This is a genomic window from Campylobacter concisus (assembly GCF_002913045.1).
GTDB classification, from domain to species: domain Bacteria; phylum Campylobacterota; class Campylobacteria; order Campylobacterales; family Campylobacteraceae; genus Campylobacter_A; species Campylobacter_A concisus_AP.
The window spans coordinates 50,691-71,029 of record NZ_PPAF01000004.1 but is presented as its reverse complement, the minus strand read 5'-3'; the positions used below and the strand labels follow the sequence as shown (position 1 = coordinate 71,029).

The 20,339-nt window shown below is 31.9% G+C and carries 19 protein-coding genes and 1 tRNA gene; 18 read left to right on the top strand and 2 right to left on the bottom strand.

The window, feature by feature from the left end; translation table 11 throughout:
* Positions 1-22: 22 nt before the first annotated feature.
* From CYP43_RS00425 to CYP43_RS00345, 17 genes are all read left to right on the top strand, one after another.
* Entirely contained in the window at positions 23-1,393 is a 1,371-nt protein-coding gene (locus tag CYP43_RS00425; protein ID WP_103582089.1) for a mannose-1-phosphate guanylyltransferase/mannose-6-phosphate isomerase, read from the top strand.
* 3 nt (positions 1,394-1,396) lie between these two features.
* Entirely contained in the window at positions 1,397-2,539 is a 1,143-nt protein-coding gene (gene gmd / locus CYP43_RS00420) for a GDP-mannose 4,6-dehydratase (protein ID WP_103582088.1), read from the top strand.
* Between the two features lie 3 nt (positions 2,540-2,542).
* Positions 2,543-3,598 (top strand): GDP-L-fucose synthase family protein, encoded by a 1,056-nt coding sequence (locus CYP43_RS00415; protein WP_103582087.1) that lies wholly within the window; start codon positions 2,543-2,545, stop codon positions 3,596-3,598.
* Complete coding sequence (locus tag CYP43_RS00410) at positions 3,588-4,895, top strand: flippase (RefSeq protein ID WP_258032102.1); 1,308 nt, start codon at positions 3,588-3,590, stop codon at positions 4,893-4,895. The genes CYP43_RS00415 and CYP43_RS00410 overlap by 11 nt, the downstream gene beginning before the upstream one ends.
* Complete coding sequence (locus CYP43_RS00405) at positions 4,892-5,584, top strand: hypothetical protein (RefSeq protein ID WP_219808128.1); 693 nt, start codon at positions 4,892-4,894, stop codon at positions 5,582-5,584. The genes CYP43_RS00410 and CYP43_RS00405 overlap by 4 nt, the downstream gene beginning before the upstream one ends.
* On the top strand, positions 5,585-6,319 hold the full coding sequence (locus tag CYP43_RS00400; RefSeq protein WP_103582085.1) for an FkbM family methyltransferase: 735 nt from the start codon (positions 5,585-5,587) through the stop codon (positions 6,317-6,319).
* A gap of 62 nt (positions 6,320-6,381) precedes the next feature.
* Positions 6,382-8,241, top strand: coding sequence for an asparagine synthase (glutamine-hydrolyzing) (asnB, locus tag CYP43_RS00395; protein WP_103582084.1), 1,860 nt, complete (start codon positions 6,382-6,384; stop codon positions 8,239-8,241).
* A complete protein-coding gene (locus CYP43_RS00390) occupies positions 8,228-9,847 on the top strand; it encodes a glycosyltransferase (RefSeq protein WP_103582083.1) in 1,620 nt (539 codons plus the stop codon). The genes asnB and CYP43_RS00390 overlap by 14 nt, the downstream gene beginning before the upstream one ends.
* Entirely contained in the window at positions 9,844-10,623 is a 780-nt protein-coding gene (locus CYP43_RS00385) for a class I SAM-dependent methyltransferase (RefSeq protein WP_103582082.1), read from the top strand. Before CYP43_RS00390 ends, CYP43_RS00385 begins: the two co-directional genes overlap by 4 nt.
* Positions 10,620-11,537: an NAD-dependent epimerase/dehydratase family protein gene (locus CYP43_RS00380; RefSeq protein ID WP_087578164.1), complete on the top strand. Its 918-nt coding sequence runs from the start codon at positions 10,620-10,622 to the stop codon at positions 11,535-11,537. Before CYP43_RS00385 ends, CYP43_RS00380 begins: the two co-directional genes overlap by 4 nt.
* The gene (locus CYP43_RS00375; RefSeq protein ID WP_087578165.1) at positions 11,530-12,684 is read left to right on the top strand and encodes a glycosyltransferase family 4 protein; all 1,155 of its coding nucleotides are present in this window, start codon (positions 11,530-11,532) and stop codon (positions 12,682-12,684) included. Before CYP43_RS00380 ends, CYP43_RS00375 begins: the two co-directional genes overlap by 8 nt.
* Positions 12,671-13,486, top strand: coding sequence for a glycosyltransferase family 2 protein (locus tag CYP43_RS00370; RefSeq protein ID WP_219808127.1), 816 nt, complete (start codon positions 12,671-12,673; stop codon positions 13,484-13,486). Before CYP43_RS00375 ends, CYP43_RS00370 begins: the two co-directional genes overlap by 14 nt.
* The gene (locus CYP43_RS00365; protein ID WP_103582081.1) at positions 13,458-14,264 is read left to right on the top strand and encodes an FkbM family methyltransferase; all 807 of its coding nucleotides are present in this window, start codon (positions 13,458-13,460) and stop codon (positions 14,262-14,264) included. The genes CYP43_RS00370 and CYP43_RS00365 overlap by 29 nt, the downstream gene beginning before the upstream one ends.
* Positions 14,248-15,183, top strand: coding sequence for an acyltransferase family protein (locus CYP43_RS00360; protein ID WP_180998614.1), 936 nt, complete (start codon positions 14,248-14,250; stop codon positions 15,181-15,183). Before CYP43_RS00365 ends, CYP43_RS00360 begins: the two co-directional genes overlap by 17 nt.
* Positions 15,184-15,187: 4 nt before the next feature.
* Entirely contained in the window at positions 15,188-16,201 is a 1,014-nt protein-coding gene (locus tag CYP43_RS00355) for a glycosyltransferase family 4 protein (RefSeq protein WP_219808126.1), read from the top strand.
* Positions 16,198-17,349 carry a glycosyltransferase family 4 protein gene (locus tag CYP43_RS00350; protein WP_103582078.1) on the top strand — a complete coding sequence of 384 codons (1,152 nt, stop codon included), beginning with the start codon at positions 16,198-16,200 and terminating at the stop codon, positions 17,347-17,349. Before CYP43_RS00355 ends, CYP43_RS00350 begins: the two co-directional genes overlap by 4 nt.
* Positions 17,346-18,101 carry a glycosyltransferase family 2 protein gene (locus tag CYP43_RS00345; RefSeq protein ID WP_103582077.1) on the top strand — a complete coding sequence of 252 codons (756 nt, stop codon included), beginning with the start codon at positions 17,346-17,348 and terminating at the stop codon, positions 18,099-18,101. The genes CYP43_RS00350 and CYP43_RS00345 overlap by 4 nt, the downstream gene beginning before the upstream one ends.
* Before the next feature lie 252 nt (positions 18,102-18,353).
* On the opposite strand, the gene CYP43_RS00340 is transcribed toward CYP43_RS00345, so the two are convergent.
* The gene (locus CYP43_RS00340; protein ID WP_141081840.1) at positions 18,354-18,542 is read right to left on the bottom strand and encodes a hypothetical protein; all 189 of its coding nucleotides are present in this window, start codon (positions 18,540-18,542) and stop codon (positions 18,354-18,356) included.
* 227 nt (positions 18,543-18,769) lie between these two features.
* On the opposite strand from CYP43_RS00340, the gene CYP43_RS00335 reads away from it, so the two are divergent.
* Positions 18,770-18,845, top strand: a tRNA-Val gene (locus CYP43_RS00335).
* A gap of 74 nt (positions 18,846-18,919) precedes the next feature.
* Here CYP43_RS00335 and CYP43_RS00330 read toward each other — a convergent pair.
* The gene (locus CYP43_RS00330) at positions 18,920-20,338 is read right to left on the bottom strand and encodes an alanine/glycine:cation symporter family protein (RefSeq protein ID WP_103582076.1); all 1,419 of its coding nucleotides are present in this window, start codon (positions 20,336-20,338) and stop codon (positions 18,920-18,922) included.
* Position 20,339 lies beyond the last annotated feature (1 nt).

Here is a 20,339-nt window from a genome sequence, read left to right as displayed (position 1 = left end):
CATTTTAAAGTAGATAAAATTTATGACAAATATATTATTATGTGGTGGTTCTGGTACGAGGTTGTGGCCTATTAGCAGGACTTTGATGCCAAAACAATTTATTAAATTATTTGATGACAGATCACTTTTTCAGCTAACTGCACTACGAAATAGCAAAATTTGTGATAATACATTCGTGATAACAAATATCGATCATTACTACTTGGCGATGGATCAGATAGAAAATTTAAATATTACAAATTTTAAATATCTGCTTGAGCCAGTTGGTAGAAATACTGCACCAGCGATCACATTAGCTTGCCTTGCACTTGATCCAAATGAGATTGTTTTAGTAACGCCATCGGATCATTTGATAAAGGATATTAAAGCATATCACACAAGCGTAAAAGCCGCAAAGGAGCTGGCAGAGCAAAATTTCTTGGTTACTTTTGGTATAAAGCCAAGGTCGCCTGAGACGGGATTTGGATATATAGAGAGCTATAATGGTGATGTGAAGGCTTTTTATGAAAAGCCAGACTATGAAAGAGCGGTGAAATTTCTAAAAGATCAAAATTTCTACTGGAATTCAGGTATGTTTGTCTTTAAGGCAGGCGTTTTCTTGGATCAGATGAAAATTTTTGCTCCTGAGATACTTGAAGCATGTAAAGTAGCTTTTGATAATGCAAAAAAAGACGAATTTGATATTAAAATAGACACTACCGATATGCAAAATATCCCACAAAATAGTATAGACTATGCTGTGATGGAAAAGTCTGGTATTGTAAAAATGGTAGCTTTAGATGCACCTTGGAGTGATCTTGGAAGCTTTGATAGTTTGGATGAGCAGCTACCAAAAGATATAAATGGCAATACAATAAATAGTGATCTTTTACAGATAAATTCTCACAACAATCTAGTTTTATCTAGTGGCAAAAAAATAGCCTTAATAGATGTCGATGATCTAACTGTTGTTGATACAAAAGATGCTCTTTTGATATCTAAAAAGTCCTCTAGCCAAAAAGTAAAAAATGTCGTGGAAATTTTAAAAGAGGAGAGCTCTGAGCTTTGCAATGCCCATGTTACGACAAATAGGCCTTGGGGAAGCTACACTGTCCTTGAAAATCAAGATGGTTATAAGATAAAGATAATAGAGGTAAAACCTGGCAAAAGGCTATCCTTACAAAAGCATTTTCATAGAAATGAGCACTGGATAGTACTATCAGGTAGTGCCACTGTTACGATAGGTGAGACAACTAGACTCGTTTGTCCTAATGAGTCTATCTATATAAAAATGGGCGAAGTTCATAGGCTGTCTAATGAAGGAAAAATTCCTGTGGTTTTGATAGAAGCTCAGGTCGGTGAATATACAGGTGAAGATGATATAATTCGCCTAGACGATGATTTTAAAAGGTGATTTATGGATAAAAAAGTAGCATTAATAACTGGTATAACTGGTCAAGATGGATCGTATTTAGCGGAATTTTTACTAAAAAAGGGCTATGTAGTCCATGGTGTAAAAAGGCGAACGAGTCTTTTTAATACAGATAGGATAGATCATCTTTACCAAGATCCACACGTTGATAATAGAAATTTTTTCTTACATTATGGTGATATGACGGACTCTATGAATTTAACAAGGATCATCCAAGAAGTACAGCCGGATGAAATTTATAACCTAGCTGCCATGAGCCACGTGCATGTAAGCTTTGAAACTCCAGAATATGTCGCAAATGCTGATGGCACAGGCACTCTTAGACTACTTGAAGCTATAAGGATACTAGGGCTTGAGAAAAAAACTAAAATTTATCAGGCATCTACCTCTGAGCTCTACGGAAAAGTACAAGAGACACCGCAAAGTGAGACTACACCATTTTATCCAAGAAGCCCTTATGCAGTCGCAAAGATGTATGCATACTGGATAACGGTTAATTATAGAGAGGCTTATGGTATTTTTGCTTGTAATGGCATATTATTTAATCACGAATCACCAGTTAGAGGTGAGACATTTGTAACTAGAAAGATCACAAGGGCAGCTAGTAAGATAGCGCTTGGGCTTCAAGACAAGCTTTACCTTGGAAATTTAGACGCCAAAAGAGACTGGGGTCATGCAAAAGATTATGTAAAGATGATGTGGATGATACTACAAGCCCCAGAGCCAGAAGACTGGGTGATAGCAACTGGACAAACAACAGCAGTTAGAGATTTTGTAAAATTTGCATTTGCTTATGCTGGCATAAATTTGAGATTTGAAGGGGTTGGCGTAGATGAGGTAGGAGTCGTTGACTCACTAAATTTTGAAAAAGCAAAAGAATTAAATTTAGATATATCACATTTAAGTATCGGACAAACTGTGGTTTGCGTAGATCCAAGATATTTTAGACCAACGGAGGTTGATTTGCTACTTGGAGATCCGAGTAAAGCAGAGAAAAAACTAGGCTGGAAGAGGGAATTTAATCTTCAAGATCTAGTAAATGATATGATGAAATCGGACTTAAAGCTCATGACAAAAGATGTCTATCTAAAAGATGGCGGATATGAGATAATGAGCTATTTTGAGTAAAAAATGGATAAAAATAGCAAAATTTATGTAGCAGGACACAAGGGTCTAGTAGGCTCTGCTATAGTGAAAAATTTAAAATCAAAGGGCTATGAAAATATAATCACAAGAACTCATAGCGAGCTTGAACTTATAGATCAAAAGGCAGTTTGTGAGTTTTTTGAAAAAGAAAAGCCTGAGTACGTGGTGCTAGCTGCTGCAAAGGTCGGTGGAATAGTGGCCAATAGCACTTATAGGGCTGATTTTATATATGAAAATTTACAAATTCAAAATAATGTGATCCACCAAAGCTATGTACATAAGGTAAAAAAACTATTATTTCTGGGAAGTACTTGTATATATCCTAAAAATGCTCCACAACCAATGAGTGAAGATGCACTTTTGACATCTCCACTTGAATACACAAATGAGCCATATGCGATCGCTAAAATAGCCGGGATGAAGATGTGTGAGAGCTATAATCTGCAGTACAGTACAAATTTTATATCTGTTATGCCTACAAATTTATATGGTCCAAATGATAACTTTGATCTAGAAACCTCACATGTGTTGCCGGCGCTTATAAGAAAGATACACCTAGCAAAACTTTTAAGCGAAGAAAAATTTGATGCAGTGATAAAAGATCTAAAAGTAAAAGATCTAAATGAAGCTATGGCTTATCTTAGTAAATTTGGTATTTCAAAAGACAGAGTAGAAATTTGGGGCACAGGAGAGCCTAGACGAGAGTTTCTATATTCAGAAGATATGGCTGATGCTTGCGTATTTTTGCTAGAAAATAGAGACTTTAAAGATACTCATGACAAAAATAGCAAAGAGATAAGAAATACGCATATAAATATAGGAACTGGCAAAGATATCTCTATAAAAGAGCTAGCAAATTTGGTTAAAAATATAATTTGCTTTAAAGGCGAGCTATATTTTAATGATAGTAAGCCTGATGGCACGATGCTAAAACTAACAGACCCTTCTAAGCTCCACTTTCTTGGCTGGAAGCATAAAGTAGAGCTTGAAGATGGAATAAAGGCGCTTTATGAGTGGTATTTGGAAATAAATGATAGATAAAATAATATCATTAAAAAATCATCAAGGCTTTATGAAGTATTTTAAAAATACATCATGGCTTTTTTTTGAAAAAATACTCCGTATGTTAGTTGGACTTTTTGTAGGAATTTGGGTGACTAGATATTTAGGGCCTGAGAGATTTGGGCTTTTTTCATATGCCCAAAGTTTTGTAGGACTTTTTGCTGCCATTGCCACACTCGGACTAGATGGTATAGTGGTGCGAGAGATAGTAAAAGATGAAAGTAAAGCAACCGAGCTGATAGGTACAGCTTTTTATCTTAAGCTCATGGGTGCTGTTGTAACACTATTGGTTTTAGTAATTGCTACCCAGTTTACTTCAAATAATAGATATACAAATTTACTAGTATTTATTATAGCTAGTGCTACTATATTTCAATCATTCAATGTGGTTGATATGTATTTCCAATCAAAAGTTTTATCAAAATATGCAGTATTTTCTAATATCATCTCTCTTTTTATAAGTAGTATAGTAAAGATTACACTCATTTTGATTAACGCTCCGCTTGTAGCTTTTGCGTGGGCTATTCTATTTGATAGTGTAGTTTTGGCTATGGGTTTTATTTATTTTTTTCTAAAATATTCAACTTGTGAGATAAAAAAAATAAAATTTAATAAGACTATTGCCATATCCCTCCTAAAAGATAGCTGGCCACTTATTTTAAGCGGAGTTGTAATATCTATATATATGAAAATAGATCAGGTTATGATTCAAGAGATACTAGGAAATGAAGCTGTTGGACAATATGCAGCTGCAACTAGATTAAGTGAAATTTGGTACTTTATACCCACTATTCTTGTATCCAGTTTATTTCCTGCAGTAGTAAACGCAAGAAAGCAGAGTGAAGAGTTATACTATAGTAGGCTTCAAAAGCTTTTTGACCTTGTTGTATGGATAGCCATTGCAATAGCACTACCAATGACTTTTTTATCTGATATTATAGTAAATATGCTTTATGGTGAACAATATAATCAGGCAGCAAGTGTATTGACAATACATATTTGGGCAAGTATATTTGTCTTTTTAGGGGTTGCTAGTGGCCAATGGTTTATTGCTGAAAATTTACAATTATTAGCTTTTTGGAGAACTTTTTGTGGAATGGTTACAAATATATTTTTAAATTTATTATTAATTACAAAATTTGGAATTAAAGGTGTTGCTATAGCAACACTGGTTAGCTATATGATTGCTGGTTTTATGTTTGATTTTGCTAGTTACAAATTAAGAAGAATTTTTTTTATGAAACTAAATACAATTAATCCAAGGAGAATATGGTGATTAGAAAGATAGTGGGGAAATTTATTCCTGTACGAATTAAAAAACAATTTCATAATTTTAAGGTATTGGCTTATGACTATTCTCAATATAACACCATAAAAAAATGGGACTGTATAGATATTTATGGAAATAAAATACCTTGGTATACGTATCCAGCTGTAGAATTCTTAAACACTTTTGATTTTTCTGAAAAATCAATTTTTGAATTCGGAAGTGGTAATTCATCGGCTTATTGGGCCAAAAAAGCTAAATGTGTGATTTCTGTTGAGCACGATAAAGAATGGTTTGAAAAAGTAAATTCTAGTCTCAATGACAACCAGACCTTACTATATAGGGAGAACAGTGAAGATTATGAAAAATCTATACTGGATTTTGATAAAAAATTTGATGTAATTATAATAGATGGTATCAGAAGACTGGAATGTTCAAAAATAATTGAGCAACATTTAAATAGAGAGTCAATGGAGGGCAGTATTGTTATACTGGATAATTCTGATTGGTTTAGGGAAACATCAAAATATTTAAGAGAAAAATTAGATCTTATAGAGATAGATTTTCATGGTTTTGGACCTATAAATGATTATACTTGGACGACTTCCGTATTTATAACAAGAAATTTTAGATTTAAACCAATTGACAACATACAGCCTATTTTTTCTATATCGGCCATTAAACAGAGTGGAGAATAAATGTCACTACAAAAAATATGTAAAAAATTTTTGCCAAAAATAGTAAAAGAAAAGATTATCGAGTTTAGAAATAATAATTTAGATGGATATACCACAAAGTCATATTCCCAAGAGGGTGAAGATATGATTTTGAGAAGGTTGTTTGGAGGACAGAAATTTGGTTTTTATGTAGATGTGGGTGCCCATCATCCCAAGCGTTTTTCAAATACATATTATTTTTATAAAAAAGGATGGAGAGGTATTAATATAGATGCCATGCCCGGCAGTATGATTGCTTTTGATAAATTTCGTCCAAGAGATATAAATATAGAAAGGCCAATATCTGATAAAAAACAAATTTTAACTTACTATGCCTTTAATGAACCTGCTTTAAATACTTTTTCAAAGGAGTTGGCAGTAGAGTATGAAAAGGAAAATTATTTTATAAAATTTACAAAAGATATTGAAACTACAACACTTGAGGATATTCTTGATAGAAATTTGCCAAAAAACCAGGATATAGACTTTTTATCGGTAGATGTTGAAGGATTGGATCTTATGGTATTAAGATCAAATAACTTTGAAAAATACAAACCAAAAATAGTTTTGATAGAAATTCTAGGAAATAGCTTTAGTGAAATTGAAAACAATAAAATAGCTGATTATTTAAGGCAATATGGCTATTCTATCTTTGCAAAGACTGTTAATACTGTATTTTTTGTAAACAATAGTTTTAAAAAAGATAAGCTTTTATAGACTTGTAGTTTAATATTTGTATTGGTTTATAAGATAATTATATGAAGGATCTGTAAAAGTATATGTGTGGAATATTAGGAACGATACCATCTTCAAATGAAACTAAATTTAAAAGTGCGTTAAATAGATTAGAGCATAGGGGTCCTGATGGTTTTGGGATAGAAACAATTGAAAATAGTATTACATTGGGACATAGAAGACTGGCTATTGTGGATTTGTCAGATGGCGCTCATCAGCCAATGTATGATAAAACAAAAAGATACTGTGTAATTTTTAATGGTGAGATATATAATTTTTTGGAAATTAAGAAAGAGTTAGAAGCAAAAGGGCATGCATTTTGTTCATCATCGGATACAGAAGTTTTGCTTTATTCTTATATAGAGTGGGGTGAAGAGTGTGTCTTAAAATTTAATGGAATGTGGGCTTTTGCTATATGGGATAATCAAAAAAAAGAGCTTTTTTTATCCAGAGATAGATTTGGTAAAAAACCACTTTTTTATGCCTCAACTGATGGTAAATTTATATTTGCCTCAGAAATGAAGGCCATCTATCCATTTTTAAAAGAAATAAGACCATCACAAGATTTTCACTGGATGAAAGATAATATTTTTTCATATGAAGCAACTGAAAAATGTTTGATAGATGGAATTAAAAGATTTCCGTTTGGACATAATGGAATTTATAAAAATGGAAATTTAAAAATAAAAAGATATTGGAACACGCTTGATAATATTGTGGAGCCACCAAAAACATATGATGCTCAAGTAGAGCGATTTAGGGAATTGTTTTTAGACGCCTGTAAGATTAGGATGAGAGCAGATGTATCCATAGGAACAGCCCTTAGTGGAGGGCTTGATAGTAGTGCAACTATTTCAGCTATGGCTCATCTATCAAAATCTTATGTTGATTATGGCAAGAATGACTGGCAACATGCTTTTGTTGCATCTTTTCCAGGTACTCCACTTGATGAATCACATTTTGCAAAAATGGTTGTTGATCATATAGGAATTGAAGCTACCTATATAAACATTGAGCCTCTTAAGTATTGGGATAACCTAGAAAAATATTTTTATATGTTTGAGGATTTATATATAACTAGCCCGATACCAATGATGGCTACATATGGAGCTGTAAAAAAACATGGAACGACAGTGACATTAGATGGGCATGGAGCAGATGAGCTTTTTAGTGGCTATGGACATTTAGTTGAAGCCTTATGGAATAGTAAATTTTCGATAAAAAATAGTATTGACATACTTAATACCTATCAAGAGACATTGGGTAATGGAACACAGTTTGATAGGAATAGTAATTTTAATATATATGTTAAATTTATGATAAAGAAAATAGCAAAAATAATTTTTGGAAAAGAAATTAGGTCAAAAGATGCCAACCATAAAAATTTTAAAAAACTTGATAGCTTTTCTCAGCAACTATATATAATTTTTCATGAAACAATATTGCCAACCTTGCTTAGGAATTATGATAGGTATTCTATGACAAATAGCGTAGAGATAAGGATGCCTTTTATGGATCACAGGATCGTCTCTTTTGTAACCTCTTTGCCGTATTCTAGTAAATTTGGAAATGGCTATACAAAAAAGCTCATAAGAGATGCCATAGATCCTTATATGCCAAAAGAGATAACATGGAGAAAGTCTAAGATTGGATTTAACTCTCCAATAGTTGATTGGATGCAGGGTGATTTAAAGGAATGGTTCTTGGATACGGTTCACGAAAAAGGCTTTATGGAATCTAGCTTGATAGACAATCCATCTGATCTTCAAAGTCAAATTTTGAGTATCGTAAATAAAAATACAAATAGCTATGCGTTGGCTGAAAATTCTTGGAAGAATTTAACACCATATATTTGGGAAAAAGCAATTAAAAAATTTGGAGCCGGCAATAATGCAACAAATTGATATAAAATCGTATAATTTAGCGCCAATAGTGCTATTTGTCTATAATAGATTGGATCATACGAAGCAGACTATAGAGGCCTTGCAAAAAAATAAATTTGCAAATAAAAGTGATCTTTTTATATATTCTGATGCGGCTAAAAATGAAGAGTCAAAACAAAAAGTAGCAGAGGTAAGAGAATATATAAAAAGTATAAATGGATTTAAAAATATTACAATCATTGAAAGAGAAAAAAACTATGGTCTCGCAAATAGTATCATAGACGGCGTTACAAAAATTGTAAATGAATATGGCAAAATAATTGTTCTTGAGGATGACTTAATAACAAGTCCGAATTTTTTAAAATTTATAAACGAAGCACTAGAAATTTATAAAAATGAGGGCAAAGTATACAGCGTTACTGGGTATTCTTTTACTGATAATATATCAGATATCGAAAGTAGCTATTTTTTGAAACTTACTAGCTCTTGGAGCTGGGGTACTTGGGCGGATAGATGGCAAAAATTTAAACGAGATAAAAGGGATTTGGAGCAAATCATCAGCAGCTCAAAACAGGAAAAAAATCTTTTTAATTTTGATGATTCTTATGATTGTGTCAGTATGGCTAAGACGCAGATCGATGGTAAAATAGATTCATGGGCGATTTATTGGTATCTATGCGTATTTAAACAAAAAGGACTTACGCTATATCCTGCTAAGAAATTAGTGAAAAATATTGGGTTTGATGGAAGTGGAACTCACTGCTCTTTCTCGGAACACGAGGACGAACTAGTAAATTTTTATCCTAGTTTTACAAAAGATATTGTTGAAAAAACAATAAATAGAAATGTAGTGTCTAGTATATTAAGAGAAAAAAATAAAATAAGTATAAAAAGAAAAATAATAAATAAACTAAAAAAATATCTATCTCAAAAACAAAAACAGATTTTACTAATACTATTTTCAAAAGTAAAATTACTATTTCATAAAAAAGATATAGGAAAAAATACATATATTGATAAAACGGTTAATGTATTTGGATGGGAGAGTGTTGGTATCGGTTCGAATACCCTCATAGGAGAGTGGTCGTGGCTAAATGTAAATGGGCGAATTAAGAATTTTAAACACATTAAAATAGGCAATTATTGTTATTTAGGACGGAGAAATCTTTTAAGTTCAAGCAAGAAGCTTATTATTAGTGATTATGTAATGACTAGCAACGACTGTAAATTTCTTGGAAGTAATCATATATACAAGGATCCAATGGAGCCATATATAGCAACTGGAACAACAAATGGCGATACATTAAAAATAGGGGCGAATGTTTGGATCGGTGCTGGCGTGATAGTCCTTGGAGCAGTTAGTGTAGGTCATGGCTCTATCATAGGTGCCGGCAGTGTTGTTACAAAAGACATTCCTCCATTTAGCATCGCCGTTGGTAATCCTTGTAAGGTAATAAAAAGATTTGATTTTAAAATAAATCAGTGGTGCAGAGTAGAAAATTTTGATACAAATTTAGAGAAGTTTATGCCAAGCGAAGAGGAATATTTAAAGATATTGCAAAAGAATAAGCCAAATATTAATATGCCTATAATGGCGGCTACTTCTAGATATGGGGATTTAATTTGAATTGCAAAATATGTAATGGTCTTGCTAAAAAATTTGATCACGGTTTTATTTTAAATAAATATCATATTAACTACTTTCAATGTGAAAAGTGTGGTTTTGTACAAACAGAAAACCCATACTGGCTTAAAGAGTCATATAGTGATGCTATTAGTGTATCTGATACTGGAGTAATTGCAAGAAATATTATTTTTTCTAAAATAGCTACTTTTGTAATGTCATCATGCGTAAATACAAAATGTGATTTTTTGGATTATGGTGGAGGGTATGGCATTTTTACACGGATGATGCGTGATAATGGCTTTAATTTTTATTGGTATGATAAGTATGCTATAAATTTAGTTGCTAGAGGATTTGAAGGCAGTATATCTGATAAAAAGTATGAAGCTGTCACTTCTTTTGAAAATTTTGAACATTTTGAAAATCCGATAGAAGAAATAGAAAAAATATTTAGCTTAACAGATTTTGTACTTTTATCAACAGAACTAGTAACGGTACCTGCACCATCCACTAATAACTGGTGGTATTATTGTCTTGAACATGGACAACATATATCTATATTTTCGAATAAAACATTAGAGTATATAGCTAAAAAGTATGGTTATAATCTTATAAGCAATGGAAGAAATTTACATATATTTTCTAAAAAAAAGTTAAATAACAGGATATTTTTATTGGAGAAAATCATTAGAAAGTTAAAGCTTGAAAATTTTTTTAAGAAAAAGCCAAAAACAGATAGCGATATGAATATGATGATTGAAAAGATGAAAATGGTATGAAAAAAATATTAATTACTGGAGCCAAGGGTTTTTTAGGTTCAAGCATAGCAAATCATTTTAAAGCTCTAGGATATCAGACATATGGTATAGGACACGGCGGACTGTCTATAGAAGAGTCAAAAGAGATCGGGCTTGACTATTGGAAAAAGGATGATGTGTCGATAAAGTCAATTTTGGAATTCGAACAAGTCTTTGATGTTATAGTGCATTGTGGCGGTAGTGGCTCTGTCGGTTTTTCTGTTAAATGTCCATACGAAGATTTTAAAAAAACAGTAAATGGTACACTTGAAGTTTTAGAATATATGAGGGTGTACAACAATAATTCCCATCTTATCTACCCATCAAGTCCAGCGGTACAAGGCGAATGTGAGGATAAGCCGATCGTAGAAGAGTATTTTGGAAGACCAGTTTCTCCTTATGGGTATCATAAAAAAATAGCTGAGGACCTGTGTCAGAGTTATAGCGAAAAATTTGATTTAAATATTTCCATAGTAAGACTCTTTTCAGTATACGGAAATGGTCTTAAGAAGCAGTTACTTTGGGATGCTTGCCAAAAAATATTAGATAGTAGTAACGAAGCTGTCTTTTGGGGTACAGGGAAAGAGACAAGGGATTTTATACACATAAGTGATGTTTTGCGTTTAGTTGATATGTTGTTAAAAAAAGATGAGAAATTTTATATCATAAACGGTGGAACTGGTGTAAAGCATACCATAAAAGATGTAGTAGAAATGATAAGAAATCTAGTAAATCCAAATATTAATATAAAATTTAATAATCAAGAAAATGTTGGTAACCCAATATACTACTGGGCGGATACACACAAATTAGAGAAAAATGGCTTTAAGGCGGATAAAAATTTAAAACAAGAGATAATAAACTATGTAGAGTGGATAAAGGGACTAGATGATTAAAGTTGGATTTATAGGTAGTGTGTCAAAAGAATGGATGGGTGGATTAAACTATTTTAAAAACTTGCTTTTTGCTATAAATTCTGTAGAAAAAAAAGAGCTTGAAGTATTTGTTTTTGTTGGTAAAAAAATAGATATAGAAACAAAAAGAATGTTTCAAGAATATGCAACTGTAATAGAAGATAGCGTATTTGACAGAAAAAGTATAAAATGGTTTCTTAGTAAAATAGAAAAAAAAATATTTAAAACGAATATTTTGCTCGAAAATATCCTTAAAAAACATAATATACAAATACTTTCTCACGCAGCTATAACAAATTTAAAAAATGTAAAAACTATAAATTGGATACCTGATTTTCAACATATTCATTTACCTCAAATGTTTTCTGAAAAAGAGATACGAAATAGGAATAATGATTTTTTAAAGTTAATAAGAGATAGTGATCTAATTGTTCTTAGTAGTTTTGATGCATTAAAAGATATGAAAAAATTTGCACCTAATTATGAAGACAAGGCAAGAGTTTTGCAATTTGTTTCGCAACCAAATAGTAGATATTTTGAACTAGGTGAACATGATAAAAGTTTGTTATTGCAAAAGTATGAAATAAAAGATGATTTTTTTTATATACCAAATCAATTTTGGAAGCATAAGAATCACATGATGATATTTGAAGCCATTAGTGAATTAAAAAAAGATGGCATTGAGATTAATATTGTTTGTACTGGGTATCTAGGTGATTATAGAAATAAAACATATATTGATGATACAAGGGAATTTATAAAATCAAATAATCTTGAAGACAATATAAAACTTTTGGGACTCGTGGATTATGAAGATGTTTTTGCATTGATTAAATTCTCAAAAGCAGTAATAAATCCATCTTTGTTTGAGGGTTGGAGTTCTACCGTCGAAGAGTGTAAAAGTGTAGGAAAAAATATGATCTTGTCTGATTTGGATGTGCATAAAGAACAATATCCAAACGCAGCTTTTTTTAAAAGAGATAGTATTGAGTCTTTAAAAGAAGTACTAAAATTTTATAAGATAGAAAATGAGAGTAATGTAGAGCCATTAGAAGCAAGGACAAAAAAGTTTGCAAATATTTATGTATCAGTATGCAAAGAAGTTTTGAAAATGAATGAGAAAAAATAATAATAGAAAAGATAATTTTAACATGAATTATTTAGAAGCATCTAATAATAAGCCTATGATTTCTATCATAACAGTCGTTTTTAATGGTGAGAAATATTTAGAGCAAACTATTAAAAGTATCATAAATCAGACTTATAAAAATTTTGAATACATCATAATAGATGGTGGAAGTACTGATGGTACTTTAGAAATTATAAAAAAATATGAAGACAAAATATCATATTGGATTAGCGAAAAAGATAAGGGCATAAGCGATGCTTTTAATAAGGGTGTAATGGCTGCAAAAGGTGATTATATAAATTTTCAAGGTGATGGCGATGGGTTTTTATCTAGTGAAACTTTAGAAGAGATTTTTAAAGATATAAAGGCTGGAGAATTATCTATAATAAGCACAAGGATACAAAGAGTGGACGAAGATGGAAATGAAATTTATAGGTCTAAATTTGTAAAGAATTTTGATAAAAGATCACTGCTATTTAGGATGTCCTTGCCGCATCAGGGATTGTTTGTACCAAGGAGCTATTTTGAAAAATATGGACTTTTTGATCTAAATAATAAATTTTGTATGGACTATGAGCATTTGCTTCGAAGTTATCGAAATTTTCCAAGCGTTATAACTAAAGATATCGTTTCTGCCAGATGGCGAGATGACGGCATTGGGAATGGAAGAACTCTGGAGATATTTAAAGAGTATGATAAGATAAAAAGAGATAATAAAGTAGCCAGTGCATTAGTTTTGGATCTAATTAAATATTGGATTTTATTTAAATACTATGTCAAAAGGTTTATTGGGAGATCATGAAATGCTAAATGTATTAAAATATATATGGAATAAAAATAATGGTATATATAAAATAAAATATTTGTTTATTGGCATATCTTTTCAAATTTTTAAAAGATTATCAAAAAAGATAATATCAAAGACCATTTTTAATGGCAAAAATATTTTTTTATATCCTAATTGCAATGTGTCGAGCATGTATGCATATACCGATATACCAGATAGAGAAGAAATTTTACTATTAAGAGAATTTGCAAAGCAAAACAATTGCCAGAAATGCGGTAAAACTATATTTTTAGATATTGGTGCAAATATTGGTTCCTATAGTATCTCAATGATGGATGTTTGTGATAGTATTATAGCCTTTGAGCCACATCCATATACTTCCAAAAGATGTAAAATAAATTTTTTGCTAAATAATTTGGACGAAACAATTGTAAAACAATTGGCTCTATCAGATAGTATAGGTAGTGTTCATTTCTCAGATTATGGCGGGAGTTCAACTGTAAATCATATAATTCAAACGGAAGATGGCATAGAGGTACAAGCAATAACATTAGATAAATTTATCGTTGATAATAATTTTGCCCAAGATGATAGATATATAATAAAAATAGATGTTGAAGGCTTCGAAGAACAAGTGCTAAAGGGAGGAAGGAACTTTTTTACACAATATAATGTTCAAGCTATTGTATTTGAATGTTTTTCTCAAAATAGAGTATTTAATATATTAAAAACGTATGGTTTTACAGAAATTAAAAAATTAAGTGAGAATAACTATTGTGCAACAAAGAGTTGAATGGGTTGATACTTTAAAATTCATAGGAATATTGTCGGTTATATTAGGTCATATAAATTTCCCACTAAATGGCTTCATATATACTTGGCATATGCCGCTGTTTTTTATGGTCTCTGGCTTTTTTATAAAATTTGAAACCCATTTTAAAGATTTTGTAGTTAAAAATTTTAAAAGATTAATGATCCCATACTTTATTTTTTCTATTGTTGGTCTTTTTATAGAGATACTAAAAAGATATCTGCTACATAGAGAGGCTCTAGATTATACACATGAGATCAAGGGAATTTTTATAGATATGGATTTCGCTGGACTTTGCAACACCTATGCTTTCGTGCTATGGTTTTTGCCAGCACTATTTTTTTCAAGAGTATTTTTATATTTGATAAAAAATAAAATACCTAGCTTGCTCTTACAATCACTTGTAGTTGTGTTTTTATTTATGGCTAGCTTTTATATCGATCTCCCATTTGGGATTGATAATGCCCTTAACTCATTTATGTTTGTCTATGTGGGGAATATTATTTTTGAAAAAAGATTGCCTAATATATTGGTTTTGCTGTCTTTTACAGTGCTTGTGGCGATCTATCTTTTTGGATTTAACTTAAATTTGGACATGGCAAGTAAGGTTTATTCTAACAAATTTTTAAATGTGATTTGGACTGTCTCTTTCGTCTATGGGCTTATTTTTTGCATAAAAAATATAAGATTAAATAGTAAATTTATCAAAATATGGGGCAGCAACACCATGCTACTTTTTATACTGCACCCATATACTAACAATATCGCTCACATAGTTGTTCAAAAGGCTTTACAATCTGATTACTGGTTGTTTAAATTTATTATTTCTATAGTGTTACTATCTCTTGTAATTTTTATTAAAGAGAAAAATAAAAATTGGTTGGTTTTTAAATATGTATGATTATTTGATAATTACACATATACCAGCTTTTTACAAAGTAAATTTATATAATGAACTGGCAAAAAGATTAAAGATATTTGTGATATTTATCTCATCGGATACTTCAGAAAAACGCTCAAATAATTTTTCTAGCGTAAATGATGTATTGTTTGATTATGAGGTTTTATATCAAGGAAATTTTCAAACAAGAAAAATTTTTAAAAATATACTGGCTATTCAAACCATACTCAGCAGAGTAAAATTTAAGAAGATTTTGGTTAGCGGATGGGATTTGCCAGAATTTTGGTATATAGCTTTTATGAGCAAAAAAGGCAAAAATTGCCTGGCTCTTGAGTCAACTATCTTTGAAAGTAGTTATAAGGGATTAAAGGGTTTTATAAAAAAGATCTTTTTGTCAAGGATTTCTACTGTTTTTGCCTCTGGTAGCTTGCATTATGATTTGCTAAAAGCATTAAAATTTCAAGGAGAAGTAAAAGTCACAAATGGTGTTGGCATTATAAACAAACCAGAATTTATAAAAACTCAAAAGAAATTTAGTGGTAGATTTTTATATATTGGCAGGATTGTGGATATCAAAAATTTAAAATTTATAGTAGAGATTTTTAATGCTATGCCAAATTTTACCCTCACTATTATCGGTGTTGGGGAGCAGCAGGAGTTTTTGCAGTCTATTTCAAATAAAAATATAATCTTTAGAGGAGCTGTAGAAAATAAATTTATGGGTGACGAATTTGCCAAAAACGATGTTTTCATTTTGCCTAGTTTGATCGAACCTTGGGGGTTGGTGGTAGAGGAGGCGTTGTATTTTGGACTACCGGTTTTGGTAAGCGATCGTTGCGGATCTTCTGAATTAATCAAAAATGGTATAAATGGCTTTGTGTTTGATCCTGCTAACAAAAATAGTCTTACGCAAATAATAAGAAATTTTGACGATACATTATTGCAAAATTTATGTAGCAATGCTGATAGCTATGATATTAATGCCAAAGATATACAGCAAATAAGCTCATACTTATGAAAATTCTAATAATCCACAATAAATACCAATCAAAGAATATTGGCGGTGAGGATATTGTTTATAAAAATGAGCTAAACGCCTTGCGCAAAAAGCTGGGATGTGAAAATGTTTTTTACTATGAAGTCTCAAATGATGATATAAATAAATTTAAGCTTTTTTTTGAGATATGGTTTTCAAAAAAATATTACAAAGAGGTTAGAGAAATAATAAAAAAAAATGGTATTGAAATTGTTCATGTTCACAACTTTTTTCCGCTTCTTACGCCTGCTGTTTTTAAGGCAGCTAAAGATAGTAAAACAAAAGTGATCCATACTCTACATAATTATAGATTGTGGTGCATATCTGGGATCTTATATAGAGATGGTTTTGGTATTTGTGAAATTTGCATGCATAAAAAATTTTCTTTGTCTGGCATTTTAAATAGATGTTATAGAAAGTCGCTTTTGCAAAGTTTTGTGGCACAGCTAGCTTTTTGGTTTTATAAATTATCTGGGGTTTTTAAAAACATTGATTACTTTTTTGTTTTAACAAATTTTCAAAAAGATAAGATTAAAAGTCTTGGAGTAGACGGGGACAAGCTTATTTTAAAGCCAAATAGCTTACAAATGAGCTTTAATACGGAGACACAAAAATATGGCTATGTATATGTAGGGCGGATAGAAGAGTCAAAGGGAATTTTGAGGCTTTTAGAAATTTGGGATCAGCTGGACGAAAAGTATATTTTAACCATTGTTGGTGGCGGAGATATTGAAGCGCAGCTTAGACAAAAATATAAAAAGCCAAACATAATATTTAAAGGAAAGTGCTCAAGGGAAGAGACTATGACTATCGTCTCACATTCAAAGTATTTGTTGCAGCCATCACTTTTGTACGAGACTTTTGGTTTAACTATTATCGAAGCTATGAGTATAGGAGTGCCTGTTATAGGATATGATATAGGAACTCGTCAAGATTTTATAGAAGACGGCATAAATGGATTTTTAAGTAGGCCTGATGAGCTAAAAAGCGTGATAGAAAGATCATATGACTTTGAGAGCTACGATAGACTTTCAACGGCTGCAAAAGAGAGTGTAAAGCAATATGAAAATGAGTATGTTATTGAAAAGCAGATTGAAATTTATAAAAATATTCTGGAGAACAAAAATTGAAAATATCAATCATAACGGTAGTATGGAACAATGCAAAAACTATAAGAGATGCTATAAATTCTGTTTTAAATCAAAGCTATAAAGATGTAGAGTATATCGTTGTAGACGGAGCTAGTACTGACGGTACTATTGAGATAGTTCAAAGCTATGGCGATAAGATCAAATTTATTAGCGAAAAGGACAATGGTCTATACGATGCTATGAATAAAGGCATTAGGATGGCTACTGGGGATATTGTGGGTATATTAAATAGTGATGATTTTTATGCCAGTGATAAAATTTTGCAAATAGTGGCTGATGAGTTTTTAAATAGCAATACCGATAGTGTATATGCAAATCTTGAATACGTAGATGCAAATAATCCAAAAAAAGTTGTAAGATATTGGAAGTCAAAAAAATATCAAGATGGTCTTTTTAGGTCTGGTTGGCACCCTGCACATCCTACTTTTTTTGTTAAAAGTGAAATTTATAAAAAATATGGAATGTTTGATCTTGGATTTAGAATTGCTGCTGACTATGAGCTTATGTTAAGATTTTTTGAAAAATGCAAGATCACAAGTAGTTATGTTGATGAGGTTTTTGTCAAAATGAGGATGGGTGGTGAAAGCAACAAAAGTATTAAAAATATTATAAAAGCAAATATTGAGTCATATAGAGCGTGGCAGGCCAATGGGCTTTATATAAATCCATTAATGTTTCTTCTAAAACCTTTTTCAAAGATAGTTCAGTTTATAAATAAATCATATGGGTAAAAGTATTTCTGCTCTAATGCTTGTCAAATATCGCTAGAATACCTTAAAACAAAAAGCTTATACAGATTTCTTAAATTTTAAAAACTAAAATTTATTATTTTATCTTTAGTATTTCTATAAATTTTGCCAATTTAGATTTATCTATATCTTTATAATAAAATTTGTATTAAAAAGCTTTACGTAAGAGATAAAATTAGGCAAGATTAAAGTACTTACCTGATTTACTGGAAAGTTTAAACTCCGCCCCGCTAACTATGTATTATTCCTATCAGCCTTTTGCTTTAAAAATTCATCTTCCTCTTTTGTAGGGTTATAATCATCTCTCAAAATTTTTTTCTTAGTATCAATCTTTTGCTCCAACATCTTATTTTCATAAATTTTTATATATTGGCTTCCAGTATTCAAGGTAATTTCCAAAGCTAGTGCTATGTCCTGCATCATAGTGGCAGCTTGCACATTTTAGCTCTTTATCGCTATCAAGGAGTTTTATGACGGTGTGTGAGTTTGTCGATATTGACCGCCGGGTAGTTTTCATCTTTACCGATAACTGCGAAGCAAGCGTTAGCTAATTCTAAATTTATCCATTGCATTTACTGCTTATAAATAAATTTAATTACTAAAGAATTAAGCTAAATAAAATAGAAAATAAAATATAATCCTAAATCTTTGGTCCCGTAGCTCAGTTGGTAGAGCACTACCTTGACATGGTAGTGGTCGATGGTTCGAGTCCATTCGGGGCCACCACTTCTAATAAAATATCCTAAACAAGAGATTTAAAAATTAATTATTAGTAAATTTTCTAAAGATGCTGTAAAGATTTATTTCAAATAATCTTTCACATCATACTCTTTACCAGCATCGTGATCTTTTAAAAGCTTTGCCACGATAGGGCTTAAAATGATGATAGCAATTAAATTTGGTACGACCATCAAGCCATTAAACATATCTGCTAGACTCCATACAAAATCAACCTTTTGCAAGCTTCCCAAAAATACAAAAACGACTACCAAAATTTGAAACGCCCTGACCGCCTTTGCGCCAAAAAGGTAGCGCACATTGATCTCAGCAAAGTAGTACCATCCAAGTATGGTCGTAAATGCGAAGAAAAATAGGCAGATCGCTACAAAGCTATAACCGCCAACCTTGCCAAAGATATGCGATGAGAAGGCCTCTTGTACTAAGGTTATGCCTGTAAAGACTGCCTTGCCATTTTCAAAGCTAATAACATTTGCAGTGAGCACTACAAAAACGGTTATATTTAAAACAATAAAAGTATCTACAAATACACTCATTATGCCAAGTACTGCTTGATCGACCGGGTGTTTGACATTAGCTGCGGCGTGTGCGTGCGGAGTTGAGCCCATGCCGGCTTCATTACTAAAAAGACCCCTTGCTATGCCGTATCTCATCGCAGCTGCTATGCTAGCTCCAGTAGCTCCACCCCACGCAGCTGAAGGATCAAATGCTGCTTTATAGATAAGTAAAACTGCATCTGGAATTTCGTGAAAATTTAAAGCGATAATGATCAGTCCAACACCTACATAAAGTAAGGCCATCAAAGGCACGATCTTTTCAGCTACTCTTGCGATCGCCCTTACGCCACCTATAAAGATGACCGCGCAGACGATTGCTAAAAAAGCTCCAGTTATCCACTGAGGTATACCAAAGGCACCTTTAAAGCCGTCTGAGATTGAGTTTGCTTGCACCATATTGCCGATAAAGCCAAGTGCGATAATGATAGCGATAGCGAAAAAGCCAGCTAAAATTTTTGCCCATTTTCCCTTTAATCCACGACTTATATAAAATGCTGGACCGCCTATCGTGTGCCCGCTATCGTCTTTTGTGCGGTAAATTTGAGCTAAGCAAATTTCAGCAAAATTTGTAGCCATACCTAAAAATGCAGCGCACCACATCCAAAATATCGCTCCAGGACCACCCATGATAAGAGCTGTTGTCGCACCTACTAGATTTCCAGTGCCAACTTGTGCGGCGATCGCAGTTGCAACTGCTTGAAACTGGCTCATACCGGCCTTGCCAGCAGCTTCGCCGTGAAGCGAGAAATTCCCAAAAAGTTCTCTTAGCCCCATTTTAAACTTAAAAATTTGAACAAACCTAAGCCTAATAGTAAAAAATAGTCCAGTGCCGCAAAGTAGGGCGATAAGGAAGTATGGACCCCAAAGAAATGAATTTATACTTTCAACACAATTATTTAAAATTTCAGCAAAATTTGTAGGCATT